Origin of the sequence: Arthrobacter sp. NPDC058130 (assembly GCF_042884475.1) — a bacterium.
GTDB lineage: Bacteria > Actinomycetota > Actinomycetes > Actinomycetales > Micrococcaceae > Arthrobacter.
Genome location: NZ_JBHVTV010000012.1, coordinates 89,066 through 102,459, shown reverse-complemented (window position 1 = coordinate 102,459; position 13,394 = coordinate 89,066). Strand labels below are relative to the sequence as shown.

Genomic DNA, 13,394 nt, shown 5'->3' with positions numbered 1-13,394 from the left:
CGCGACTGCCAAATTGGCTCCACACGAGGCCTTTCAACGCAAGCATAGGCAATCAGCCCTGATGGAGTGGCGCATATTGTGCACAGCGCACACTGGGGAAGCACCCCTACCACCTACCGTGATTTGTCACACACCAAGTTCTACCCCAGAACCATGAGGAGATACACATGCCGAACTACAGGGTGTCGATGGATATCGGCGGCACATTCACGGACATCGTGGCGTACGACCAGGCCGCGGGAACATATGAGGCAACAAAAGCATCCACCACACCGGGCAACCTCAGTGCCGGCGTCATCGCCGGACTCGAATCGATTGTCACCGACCTTTCCGACGTCGAATTCCTGGTGCACGGCACCACCCAGGGACTGAACGCGTTCCTTGAGCGCCGCGGTGTTTCCGTGCTCCTGCTGGCCACGGCCGGCGTCGAGGATTCCTACCACATCGCCCGGGGCCCCCGCCTGGAGCTCTACAACGCCCAATACCGCAAGCCCGCTCCGTTGGTCGACCGGAAAGACGTCATCGGTGTCGGCGGACGCCTCGATGCCCAGGGCCAAGAAATCCGGCCGCTCGATGAAGTGGCCGTCCGCCAAGCGGCCCGCCGTGCGCTGGACGAAGGATACGGCGCCGTGGCCGTTGCATTCCTCTTCAGCTACAAGAACCCGGCCCACGAACTTCGTGCCCGCGAAATCCTGCTCGAAGAACTCGGCGAAGACTTCACTGTCTCCCTTTCCCACGAAGCAGCGAAGGAATGGCGCGAATACGAGCGCACTTCTTCCGCCGTCGTCGAGGCGTACACAGGCCCCGTGGTCCGCAACTACCTCCTTGACCTCGAAGAGAAGCTCGCCGACCGCGGCGTGGAGGCTCCGCTGCACATCATGCAGTCCTCGGGCGGCGTGCTCACTGCGGAGTCAGCCCGCAAGCGTCCCCTCCAGACGCTCTTGTCCGGACCGGTCGGTGGTGCGATGGGTGACGTCGAACTGGCCGCCGTTTCCGGCAACCGCAACCTCATCGGTGTTGACATGGGAGGCACTTCCTTCGATGTCTCCCTGGTGGTCGACGGCAAACCCGACGTATCCACCGAGGCCCACCTCGAAGGCCTGCCGATGCTCATGAGCGTGGTCAACATCCACACAGTCGGTGCCGGCGGCGGCTCTGTCGCATGGCTCGAAGCCGGAGGCCTACGGGTAGGTCCCCGGTCAGCCGGCGCCACCCCCGGGCCGGCCTGCTATGGCCGCGGAGGCACCGAGCCCACCGTCACAGACGCCAACCTGGTGCTCGGCCGGGTCGACCCCGACTGGTTCGCAGGCGGACAGGTTGCCCTGGACCGGGAAGCGGCCATCGCGGCCCTTAAGACAGTGGGAGACGAGCTCGGCCTGGACCCGATCGCCATGGCGGAAGGAATTTGCGATGTCGCCAACTCCCAGATGGCCCAGGCAATCCGGACCATCACCATCTCCCGCGGCATCGAGCCACGCGACTTTGCCCTCGTCGCATTCGGCGGCGCAGGGCCCATGCACGCCGTGTTCCTCGCCAAGGAGCTCGGAATACCCGAAACCGTGGTTCCTCGATTCCCAGGCGCGTTCTCGGCGTGGGGCATGCTGCAGACGAACATCCGCAAGGACTTCTCCGAACCCTACTTCTACCTGGATGAGGACATCGACGTCGCCGACATGGCGGGCGTCCTGCGAAGCATGGAGGTAGAGGGACTGGGGTCCCTCGTTTCCGAGGGGGTCCCCGAGGAAAGCCGCCGGACCAGTCCCTCCGTGGACGTTCGCTACCAGTCGCAGGAATTTTCGCTCAACGTTCCTCTAACTTCCGCCGACGAATCCGAGTCAGAAGACTTCGTCGCCAAACTGGCGGCCCGCTTCTCCGCCATGTACCACGAACGCTACGGGCACTCCAACCCCGGAGCGCCAATCGAGATCGTTGCACTGCGGATGCAGGCGGTGGGCGACCTGGGCCGGCTGGAGGCACCGCTCTTCGCAACAGCACAGAGCCCTGAATTCAAGCACGAAATGCGCCGAGTGGTCTTTGACCACGTGGAACACGAAACCACCGTGGTGCGCCGCGACGATCTGGCCGCCGGGCACACCTTTGAAGGTCCCGCAATCATCGTGGAGCAGACCGCCACCACCGTGGTTCCGCCCGGGTTCAACGTCACGGTCGACGAGTTCGGTTCCCTGGTCATCCGCATTGACGACGCCGAAGGAAATTGAGGTACCACAAATGACAATCACTGCAGTCAAAACCCTAGACCCGGTAACCGTTGAAATCATCCGCAATGCGCTCACCAGCGCCGCGGACGACATGAACGCGACCCTTATCCGCTCCGCCTACTCACCCATCCTCTATGAGGGCGGGGACTGCGTCGTGGCGCTGCTCGACACCGAACACCGCGTACTCGGACAATCCGCCGGGCTTCCGCTGTTCCTCGGCAACCTGGAGACCTGTTCCATCGCTGTGGAGGAGCTCTACGGGCGGGAAGTTTGGCAGGAAGGGGACGTGTGGATCCTTAACGATTCCTACCTCGGCGGAACGCACCTGAACGACGTCACCATCTTCGCGCCGATATTCGATGACGGCTCCGTGGTTGGCTTCGCCGCCACCCGCGCCCACTGGATGGACATGGGGTCCAAGGATGTCGGCGGCTCGATGGATGCCACTGACATATTCCAGGAAGGCTTCCGCATGGGGCCAGTCAAGCTCATGGAGGCCGGGATTGAAACCTCCGTGGTGGACCTGATCCGGACAAACGTGCGCTTCCCTTACCAGACCATCGGCGACATGCACGCGATGATCGCCGCACTCCGGATGGGAACAACCCGGATGAAGGAACTGGTGGCCCGGTACGGCATGGAGCAGCTCGACGCCGCCCGCGATGAGATCTTCCGGCAGACGGAGGAGATCGAGCGCGAAACCGTCCGCAACATCCCAGACGGCGTCTATGAAGCCGAAGGCGTGCTGGACAACGACGGCATCAACCTGGACACGCCCATCCCCATCAGGCTGAAAATAACTGTTGCCGGCGACACTGTTGACTTCGACGTCACCGGCTCCGCTGACCAGACCATGGGGCCGGTCAACTGCGGGGCAGCCCAAGCCGTCTCCGCCCTGCGCGTGGGGTACAAACTCCTGGTCAGCCCGGACTCCAACTCCAACGGCGGATCCTTCCGCCCGCTGACCACCCAGGTTCGTTCCGGCTCAGTGCTCGGCGCCGTGGCACCTGCACCGTGCCAGTGGTACTTCTCGCATCTGGGACTGCTGATCGACTTGGTTTCCAAGGCAATGGCGCCGGCCATGCCTGACCGCGTAGCCAGCGCCAGCCACGGCGACTCAATGATCATCACCGCGGCCGGCTTCGATCCCCGCTTCGGCCGGAACTTCGTCAGCATGGAGGCCACCCTGGGCGGCTGGGGCGCCTGGCAGGGCACCGACGGCGAATCCGCCATGATCAACAACGTCAACGGATCACTCAAGGACCTGCCCATCGAGATGATGGAAACCCGGTACCCTCTGCGGATCAACGAGTACTCCATCCGGCCGAACTCCGGTGGCCCCGGGCAGTGGCGGGGCGGCAACGGAGTTATCCGTGAATACGAGTTCCTCGCCGACTGCGTGGTAGGCCTGTGGTTCGAAAGGTCCAAGACACCGGCATGGGGCCTCTTCGGCGGTTCTGACGCCCAGGGCCCGGAAGTAGTGATCAATCCCGGTCGCCACGATGAAGTCCGGACGCTGAAAGCCAACGCACGGAAAGTCAAGGCCGGCGATGTCGTCCGCCTAGCCGTCGGCGGCGGCGGGGGTTTCGGCGATGTCTCCAAGCGTACCCGGGAAGACATTGAGTACGACATCGTCAACGGCTTCATCACCGAGGACTTCGCCAAGACCCACTACGGCTACTAACGCCGCGCCAGAAAGGATTGATCGTGAAAATCACCAAGCGACCAGCCGCAGCGATTGCCCTCATGAGCCTCGCCATGCTGACCTCCGCATGCACCCCGCCCGCCCAAAGCAGCACCACACAAGCAGCGGCTGCCGGTGCAGACCAGAAACTCAACGTTGGATTCTTCGGTTTTGCCAAATCCAACGGCTTTGCACAGGGCACGTACCTCGGCGTGGAGCAGGCAGCCAAGGCCAATAACGCCAGCGCCACCTTCGTGGACTCCAATTTCAGCGCCCAGACACAGGTCCAGCAAATCCAGGATGCCGTAACCTCCAAGCAGTTCGAGGTGATCGTAGTTCAGGCCAATGACAACCAGGCCCTCATCGCACCTCTGACCCAGGCGGTGCAGGCGGGCATAACGGTGGTTGTTGAGTTCTCCGTCATTGGGCCAAAGTTCGACACAATCCAGCCCCAGATCCCTGGGGGCATCAGCATCGTCGACCTCCCCACCCGCAACGGAAAGGTGCTCGGCGAGATGGGCAAGGAAGCCTGCGCCACAGTGCCGGGCGACACCTGCAAGGTGGCCTACCTTGAAGGCTTCAAGTCCCTGCCTCTGGATAACGCCCGGACCGATGCGGTGAAGGCGGAACTGGCCACCGATCCGAAGATCAAACTCGTGGCCAGCGTGGAAGGCGGGTACACCCAGGACACCGGCCGCCAGGCATTCCAGAACATCTCGCAGGCGAACCCCGATGTCGACGTGGTGATTGGTGCATCCCAGGCCATCACGGGGGCCGCCGCGGCCGCCGGGAACAGTCACATCAAGTTCATCGGCAACGGTGCATCCGCTTCCAATGTGGAAGCGGTCCGGTCCGGTAAATGGTTCTCCATCTACGTCAGCGACGTCGTGGCCAACGGCGCCAAGGCCACCGAACTGGGGCTCGCCAAGGCGCGGGGCAAGCAGGTGGAAACTGCCATCGACGAAGCCAGCCTGTCCCCCAACAACGGCAAGGGCACCAAAGAGGCACTCGATGCCTTGAACTACGTCTCAAAGTACTCGGACTAGCCCAGCCCCTCCCGCCGGCAACCCGGGGCCGCGCCTCACCGCTTCGGCCCCGGGAACCCTGGCCCTAAAGTCCCTTCCATTTCCAGAGGTCAACATGGCTATACAACAGTTGGAAGAACGCGAGCACGCAAACCGGAGACCCGCCCCGGATATCACCGTCTCCGGCATCGGCAAACGCTACGGTGCCACCCAGGTGCTGAAGGACGTCACACTGTCGGTAACCCCCGGGGAAATCCACGGCATCATGGGGGAAAACGGCGCAGGAAAGAGCACCCTGCTGAAAATCCTCGGCGGTGCCGTCATGGCGGACTCCGGCACCATGGAACTGGACGGAAACCCGGTCAGGATCACAACGCCACGGGACGCCATCTCCCACGGGATCTCCCTTATCACCCAGGAACTGGCGCTGATCCCCAACCTGTCAGTGCTGGAGAATGTCTTCCTGGGCCGGTGGTCGAACAACGGCAGCCTCCTCCGCCCAAACAAGGACGGTGACCATTTCGCCCGGCTGCTGGAAGAGACCGGTTTTGAGCTGGACCCGCGGGCAACGGTGGGAAACCTGCCGATCGGCCAACAGCAGCAGGTGGAAATCCTGAAAGTCCTCGCGCGCGGAGCCAAGGTGCTGTGCATGGACGAACCCACAGCGGTCCTTAATGAGGCTGAGAAGGAAAAGCTCCTGCACGTAATCAAGAGGCTGGCCCGCACCGGGACCACAGTCCTCATCGTCTCCCACTATTTGGAGGAAGTGCTGGAACTGGTGGACCGGGTGACCATTCTGCGCGACGGCCAGCACATCGTCACCGAAGACGCCGACGGCCATACGCCGGCGTCGCTTGTGCGGCTTATGGTCGGCCGGGACGTCGATTTCCTCCTCCCCGAAGTTCCACAGGTTCAGTCCCAAGCTGAGACGGTTCTCCGGGTTGTCGGGTTGACCAGCACCAAGGTCAACGACATAACCCTTGAGGTCCGTCGCGGGGAGATTCTGGGCATCGCAGGGCTGGTGGGCAGCGGCCGCAGCGAAACGCTGCTCGCCGTTTTCGGTGCAGACCGGACCACCGGCGGCCATGTCGAAATCAACGGCAGCCGCATCCGCACCGGCTCCATCAGGGACGCCATGAAGGCCGGCATTGCGCTCATTCCGGAGTCGCGGAAAGAACAGGGCCTGGTGATGTCCCGGCCGGCCGCCGAGAACATTGCACTCCCGACGCTGTCTGCGCGGTCACGGGCCGGCTTTGTCCGTGGAAAGCGGGAGAAGGCGGCCGTCCAAGACGTCAGCAAATCCGTTGACCTGCGCGGCGCCCGGCCAGGGTCACCCGTAGCGGACCTTTCCGGCGGGAACCAGCAGAAGGCGCTTTTCGCCAAATGGCTGTTGAACCCTCCGGCGGTGCTGTTGGTGGATGAACCAACCCGGGGAGTGGACATCGCCGCCAAGGCACGGATCCACAGCATCATTGTTGAACTGGCTGCGAAGGGTACAGCAGTCATCGTCGTCAGCTCCGAGCTCGAGGAAGTGCTCGGCCTGTCCCACCGTATCCATGTCATGAGGCAAGGGCGCATTGTCGCCGAGTTCGACCGAAACGCCTCCCGCGATGAAGTCATGACTTCCGCTTTCCTGAAATAGGTGAACCCAAATGACCACAACGTCAGTTGCCGTGCCCGCGGCGGCAGAGAAAAAATTCAATCTAAATCTCAAGGACTTCGGGATCGTTTTTGGCTTAGCAGCCATCATGCTGTTCCTGTCCCTGAACACCGGAACGTTCCTCACAGGCCGCAATTTCATCAACTTGTTTGACCAGGCCGCCGTGGTGGGGCTGCTCGCCGCGGCAGCCACACTGTGCATCATCAGCGGGGTATTTGACCTTTCCTCAACTGCCACCCTCGCGGTCTCCGCCATTTCGGGCGTGATGCTCACGCAGCATTTCGGCGTTGCCGCTGGATTCTTCGGAGCTTTGCTGGTGGGTGCCCTTCTGGGGACTGTTACAGGGCTAATCGTGGTCAGCACGAAGGTCAACTCGTTCATCGGAACATTGGCGGTAAGCATCATTTACCGGGGGCTGGCCATTGTGATCACCGGCGGCGCTATTGTCGCACCACTGCCTGACCAGCTCGCATCCTTCCAAACCTGGACCTGGCCCAGTGTCTTCGGCCTCACTGCCGGCTCGGTATTGATGCTGGCGATGACCTTGGTGCTGGGAGTTGTGCTCTGGCGCACCACCTTCGGACGCAGGATCTACGCGGTAGGCGGCAACCAGGAAGCCGCCCGTCTTAGCGGCATCCGTACCGGTTCAATCCACGTTGCGGTCTTCGCTATCAGCGGCCTTTGCTCCGCAATGGCAGGGATGATTCTGGCCTCGCGTGCCGGCTCGGCCCAACCGGCCATGGCCATCGGCATCGAACTCACCGCAATCGCCGCCGTGGTCATCGGCGGCACCAGCATCCTGGGCGGGCAGGGCGCCATGTGGAGGGCATTCGTGGGAGTCATGATCCTCACCGTCATCAGCAACGGTTTCAACCTGCTGCATTGGGATACCACTTACCAGCAGGTGGTGACAGGCGTCCTCATCCTGGTGGCAGTTGCAGCTGACGGATTGTTCTTCCGCAAAGCCACCAGATGACTGTCCAGGGTGGACCCTAGATATATGACATGGATGCATCGCGGGGCAGGCGCCCGGCAGCAAGTTGAGCAGGAGGCCCGTCAATGCGGATTGGACTGATGCTCCAGGGCAGCAGCTGCCGGGCGCTGGTGCTGGAGGGACGCACCGTTGTCTCTGTGGCCGAACAGTTGCAGGCCAGCAGCCTGGCTGAAGCGCTGGACCGGGTGCTGCACACGTTACGCCTGGGGTTAGGGAACCGGATCACGGCCGTAACGGCCGACGTCGGACGCGTACTCGCCGCTGGGCAGCCAGGGAACGTCGTCGCTATCCGCATCTCTCCCCGCCCTCCAGCTGATCGGTTCCACAACACTAGCCTGCCGGCGCTCATTGAGCCCGCAGTCACCAGGAGCATGCATGTCCGCGGTGGCCACGACCTGCGGGGACGGCCCCTTGCGCCGCTGGACCTGAAAGCGTTCCTGGCGGAATTGCCCTCCATCCTGTCCGGGCCGTTGCGGAACGTTGCCATCACCGCAGTCGGTTCCACCGCGTCCCCGGAGCACGAAACGCGCATCGCGGATGCCATCCTGTCCAACAACAGCGACATGCGAATCAGCATCTCCAGCGATTTCTACTCAAGCGTTTTCCGCGACCGTGACTACACAGCGATTCTTAATAGTGCCCTGATGGAATCCGGCGAAGAGCTGGCGGCCATGCTGGAAGAGGCGGGGCAGCGCCACTTCCCCGCCGCCACACTGTCCTATGCCAGGAACGACGGCGGACGGGCACCTCTCGCGCGGCTGGCCGTGGCTCCCGTGCACGCGCTCCGCCCGGAACCCGCAATGGCGATCCTGGGTGCTGCAACTTTGGGCGGGCTGAGTGACGGGGAAATAGTGGTCTGCACTGATGAGGGTGTGAGCGTAGGGAACGTGCGCCGGGGTCTTCCTGTTGCACAAAGCCGCATCCGACAAGGCTATGAGGCAAGCCTCGCCACCAACGCCGCCGTCGCGGAACCGTACACCGCCAACCATCCCGTCCGGCCCGACATCCCGTCCGTGGTGGCCGACGTCCGCACCACCCAGGACACCCCGCCTGATTACGGCCTGGTGGCGACACTTCCTGGTGCCCGGGATCTGGGCCTCATAGGCTGTGCCGCGGCACCGCTGACAGCCTGGATCGACAGGCTTGAAAGGGTCAGTGGACGGGCCGACCTGCAGCGGGTGCAGCACCGCGCCGAGGAGGAAGCCCGGTCAGCTGCCGTCCAGCTGGGTGCCGGCCCCACGGACCCCCGCATCATCGAATCGAACGTCTTCGCCATGCCCTACGGGAATCCCGAGATTGTCCGCATCCGGGTCCAGGCCGCGGGTGGGACTTCCAGTTCGGAGGAACAATCGATGGCCGCACTAGGCGTGGGAGCCCCGGCATGATCAGCGTGCTCACGGGCGAAGACGTGGGGCACCTACGGACCGGCGCCCATTTCCTGGCCTGCGCGATCGATCCCACCGCCATCCACGTCTACGCCGGCATGATCCAGGAAGCCATGCAGAGCCGGACCGTGGAGCTCATCACCGCAGATGAACTCGCCCCTGAGGATCTGGTGGTGGCGGTCGGTATGGTGACTCAAGGCCTGTTCATCGCTGACATGCCTCCTGTGGGTGACGAGTTCACAGGCTGCATCGACGCGATCGAAACGAGGCTCGGCCGCAAGGTGCGGGCCATCTATTCGCTCGCCGCCGCCAACATCAACGGAATCGTTCCGCTCATGGTTGGGCTGCAGTCCTCGCTTCCAGTGATCGACTCCGACCCCATGGGCCGCGTCTTCCCCCTCATCAGCCAGACGACCCTGAACATCGGCGGGGTGGCCATCGGCCCCGTAGCGCTCATGGGTGTAACCGGCGAGCGCGCCCTGGTGGAGGCGGATGATCCCCGGCGCGCCGAGACGCTGGTCCGAGCCCTCGTCACTGAGCTCGGCGGCTGGGCCGCCACCGTCATGTATCCATGCACTGCGCGGCAGCTGACGGAGCACGGAGTCCATGGCTCCATCAGCCGGATGATCCAGATAGGACAGATCCTCGACGCCGAAACCTCGGCGGAGAACAAGTTCCTGTCACTTGCCGACCTGCTGGGGGTGACGCGGATTGCACGGGCGCGGGTGACCCACATCGAAGGCCTTTCCCGCCCTACTGACCTGGGGCTCCCCGCCCAACCGTCCAGTGTGACCCTGGAGGATGAAAGTACCGGGCAAATCATCCGGCTGGAGATCCAGAATGAGATATTGCTGGTGCTCGTGGACGGTTCCGTGGCCGCTGCCGTCCCCGACATGGTGACACTGGTCAACTCCGAGCACGGATCCGTGGCAAACCTTGACGACCTCAGGGTAGGCAACGTCGTGGATGTCCTCAAACTCGACGCAGCACCGCAATGGTATTCAGAAGCAGGACTGGACCTGGCCGAACCGGCCGCATTCGGTATTCCTATCAGGCATCCAAGGCGGCGCCATGGGTAGGTCGATGAAGGACACCCGGCTCGACGTTGCAGCCCTGCTGGCGCACGGCTCGCTGCGCGACACGGCCCCGCTGTACCTCACCCCGGCCAGCGCGCTGATTGAAAGCGTCGTCCTGGTCTCCCAGCTTGAGGCCATCCAACGGGTGCGGCCGAACACTGTTGTGGTCCTTGCCGCTGAAATGGGCGCGGGTGGATGGCTTGTATCTGCGGCGCTGAGGCATGCCTGGGAACGCCGCGCCAGCGCCGTCGTCGTGGCCGGTAGCGCCTATTCCAGCGCGGTCATCGGCCTGGCTGAACGGCTGGGCATCACCCTCCTAGCGGCGGAAGGAGACCCGGCAGGAGTCGCGCTGGCCTTGGCCGCCGAAATTGGCGCTGCCCTGTCCGTGGTGGATGCCGAGCTCGCCCGGTTCGCCCGCGCCGTCGCGAAGGACACTTCCCTCGGCGATGTCCTCAAGACCATATCCGGGGAACTGGACGGGGTGGGCGTCTCACTGGAATACGACGGCATCGTCCTCGCCTCAGCCGGCATCGCCCCGCGGGATCCGGCAGAGGTCATCGCCGTTGACCTTGGCGCTGCCGGCACCGCCGGCCCGTCCGCCCTCACCGCCCGCTTACCCACTTCCGGGGTGCATAACCTGCGGCTGGTTCGTTCTATCCTCGAAGTGGCGTCCCCTTCCGTAAAGGCCGCATGGTTGCTGGGCAACTCCCGAGACGCTGGACGCGCTGTTCCCACCGCGGCACTGGCCGGGCTAAACCTTGGCCCGGGTTCTTCCGGGCGGGCCTTCGAGGAAGACCATCGATACCTCCTGTCACAGCTTGGCTGGCGCCCCGACGAATGCTACGCAGCTGTATGGATCTGCCGCAGTGGGGCACATGCAGGTAGCGACTTGACGGCGGTGCTGAGGTTGCTCTGGCGAAAGGTCGCTGCGCGCATTCCTTTGGCGGAGGTCGACGGCGGCTGGCTGGCACTTGTTCCGGCCACACACCAGGCAGTTGTTGCACAGCTTGAACTCCGGCTCAGGGCACGGCTCCAGCCTGCACTGGCCGAGCTGGGCCTGGTTGCCGGCTTGTCCAGCTGGGCGCAGGAGGCTCCCCCGCTTCCGGCCATCATCGGGGAGGCACGGCTGGCTGCTGTGTCCGCCCGGTCAGCAGGACAGGGTACGGTTCTGAACTTCGCCGGCCTGGGCGTAGCGGCGGCCACCACGTTCGTCGACAAGGAGGCCGTAGCACTGGTGGCTGAGCTTACCCTGCCGCGGCTGATGGCATCTCCTGACCGGGAGGCGATAGTGGCTGCGGTAGCAGGCTTCCTTGACCACCGGGGCTCGGTCAGCCTTGCAGCGGCGGCACTCGATCTGCACCGCAACACCCTCCAGGCCCGGCTGGCCCGTGCACGGGAACTGGGCGTCCCGCTCGACAATCCGTCCGAGCTGCTGTCCGTCCATCTAGTCCTCGCTGTGCTGCGGGCACGAGCACCTGAGAAACCAACTTTCCCTTAATCCACACCAAACCAGAAAGGACTCCCATGAGTTCCCAGTTTGAATCCTTCGACGACGCCTACGCCTCCGCCCGGCAAACGGTCGGCGTCCGTCTCTTCACCGCGTCCGTCCTCGCCGACGAAGGCACCAGCATGGCGCGCATCTACACCACCCACCCCGACGTCTACCCCGTCGGCGGAAAGAAGACCCTCGCGGGGGACACCAATCCCGTGTGGCTAGAACAGGTCCTCATCGGCCAGCAGCCATTCCTGGGCCCTGACAGGGAAGCGGTCAGGGGCTTCTTCTTCGACTCCGGAACCATTGAATCGCTGGGGTGCGGCGCGATTGTCAATGTCCCGGTTGTGAGCGCCGGCCGTACCATCGGCTCCATGAACTTCCTGGCGCCCGAAGGCAGCTATGACCAGTCCTCAGTGGACGCCGCGCTAGAGGTTGCGAGGCGGTCTGTCCAGCTCCTCGAAGACGCTTTGGCAGCAACCAGCTAGCCTGCGCCCTACAACAGGAAGGAAACGCTCCGCGTGATCCCCAACCTTCAGGGAAACCTGACCATTTTGAACGCCAGGATCTTCGACGGCGAATCTCCTGCACTCGTGGACGGCGCCATCACTGTCCGCGACGGCAGGATCACAGCCGTAGGCATCTTGGAAGAAGACAGTGCCGGCGCCGGGTCCGGAACCGTACTCGACGCGGGTGGCCGGGTGGTGATTCCTGGCCTCATCGATGCCCACTTCCACGCCTACGCGCTCAGCCTTACCTCGGCCCTGAACGAAACCGGACCTTTGAGCTATTCGGCGCTGGCTGGTGCCCGCAGGCTGGAGGCCGCGCTCGCCAGGGGCTTCACCTCTGTCCGGGACGTGGCCGGGGGCGACGTAGGCCTTGCAGCCGCCATCGAGGAAGGATTGCACCCTGGTCCCCGCTACTTCTTTACCGGCCCCGCATTTAGCCAGACGGGTGGCCACGGTGACATCCGCGCTGCAAACGATGGAAGCTGCTTTCACGGCGGTCACATGTGCCAGGTCGTGGATGGCGTTGAGGACTTGCTGCGGGCGGTGCGGCACAGGTTCCGGACCGGCGCCACCGCCATCAAGCTCATGACCTCCGGAGGAGTGATTTCGCCGGCCGACCCTATACGTGTCCCGCAGTACAGCGCGGCGGAAATCCGCGCGGTCACAGAAGAGGCATCCCGGCGGGGCAGTTACGCCACCGCGCATGCCTACTCGCCAGAAGCGATCCGCCATTCCGTCGTGAACGGGGTTCGGTGCATTGAACACGGCAACCTACTGGATAGTGAAACCGCCCTCCTCATGGCCGAGTACGACGTGTATCTTGTGCCCACGTTGGTAACGTACGACGCCATGGGTCGCCGCGGAACGGAAATCGGACTCACCGGGGTAGGTGCTGCCAAGAACCAGGAAGTACTGGCCGCTGGCAAGAAGGCCGTCATGCTGGCGCGGGAAGCCGGCGTCCGGATTGGTTTCGGCACCGACCTGATGGGTGAACTCGAGGATGAACAGCTGACCGGGCTTCGCCTGCAGTGCGAAGTGCTCGGCGTCTACGAGGCACTCCGCTCCGCGACATCGACCAACGCGGCACTCCTCCGACGGAAAGACCTGGGACGCATCGCGAAGGGGGCATGCGCTGACTTGGTGATACTGGACGGCAATCCATTCGAGGATCCCTCTGTGCTCTGGGACGAGAGCCGGAACCGCGCAGTCATCAAGGCCGGGCGCATTGCCTCCTCACCAGGCCTTCCGGCCGTCCCAAACGTGCCGTTGGAGATTCCTGTCCTTTGACACACCCGGTCTCAATTCACGGCCGATCAAGTCGGCGTTATCGAGGTCAAGCGGAGCGCCCCG

Annotated in this window: 10 protein-coding genes; all 10 read left to right on the top strand. The window is 63.6% G+C overall.

Translation table 11 applies throughout. The annotated features are described in order from the left end of the window. Positions 1-167: 167 nt before the first annotated feature. The gene (locus tag ACFVTM_RS18210; RefSeq protein ID WP_390205230.1) at positions 168-2,219 is read left to right on the top strand and encodes a hydantoinase/oxoprolinase family protein; all 2,052 of its coding nucleotides are present in this window, start codon (positions 168-170) and stop codon (positions 2,217-2,219) included. A 10-nt stretch (positions 2,220-2,229) separates the two neighbouring features. Then, complete coding sequence (locus tag ACFVTM_RS18205; protein ID WP_390205228.1) at positions 2,230-3,903, top strand: hydantoinase B/oxoprolinase family protein; 1,674 nt, start codon at positions 2,230-2,232, stop codon at positions 3,901-3,903. Positions 3,904-3,926: 23 nt separating this feature from the next. Further along, positions 3,927-4,949, top strand: a complete 1,023-nt coding sequence (locus tag ACFVTM_RS18200) for a sugar ABC transporter substrate-binding protein (RefSeq protein ID WP_390205227.1) — start codon at positions 3,927-3,929, stop codon at positions 4,947-4,949. Between the two features lie 94 nt (positions 4,950-5,043). Then, on the top strand, positions 5,044-6,570 hold the full coding sequence (locus ACFVTM_RS18195) for a sugar ABC transporter ATP-binding protein (protein WP_390205226.1): 1,527 nt from the start codon (positions 5,044-5,046) through the stop codon (positions 6,568-6,570). Positions 6,571-6,580: 10 nt separating this feature from the next. Further along, positions 6,581-7,564, top strand: coding sequence for an ABC transporter permease (locus ACFVTM_RS18190; RefSeq protein ID WP_390205224.1), 984 nt, complete (start codon positions 6,581-6,583; stop codon positions 7,562-7,564). 83 nt (positions 7,565-7,647) lie between these two features. Beyond that, positions 7,648-8,967 carry a methylhydantoinase gene (locus ACFVTM_RS18185; RefSeq protein ID WP_390205222.1) on the top strand — a complete coding sequence of 440 codons (1,320 nt, stop codon included), beginning with the start codon at positions 7,648-7,650 and terminating at the stop codon, positions 8,965-8,967. Further along, positions 8,964-10,046 carry a DUF917 domain-containing protein gene (locus ACFVTM_RS18180; protein WP_390205221.1) on the top strand — a complete coding sequence of 361 codons (1,083 nt, stop codon included), beginning with the start codon at positions 8,964-8,966 and terminating at the stop codon, positions 10,044-10,046. The genes ACFVTM_RS18185 and ACFVTM_RS18180 overlap by 4 nt, the downstream gene beginning before the upstream one ends. Next, positions 10,039-11,541: a helix-turn-helix domain-containing protein gene (locus ACFVTM_RS18175; RefSeq protein ID WP_390205219.1), complete on the top strand. Its 1,503-nt coding sequence runs from the start codon at positions 10,039-10,041 to the stop codon at positions 11,539-11,541. The genes ACFVTM_RS18180 and ACFVTM_RS18175 overlap by 8 nt, the downstream gene beginning before the upstream one ends. Before the next feature lie 26 nt (positions 11,542-11,567). After that, positions 11,568-12,023: a GAF domain-containing protein gene (locus ACFVTM_RS18170; RefSeq protein WP_390205217.1), complete on the top strand. Its 456-nt coding sequence runs from the start codon at positions 11,568-11,570 to the stop codon at positions 12,021-12,023. A gap of 33 nt (positions 12,024-12,056) precedes the next feature. After that, positions 12,057-13,331: an amidohydrolase family protein gene (locus ACFVTM_RS18165; protein ID WP_390205216.1), complete on the top strand. Its 1,275-nt coding sequence runs from the start codon at positions 12,057-12,059 to the stop codon at positions 13,329-13,331. Positions 13,332-13,394 lie beyond the last annotated feature (63 nt).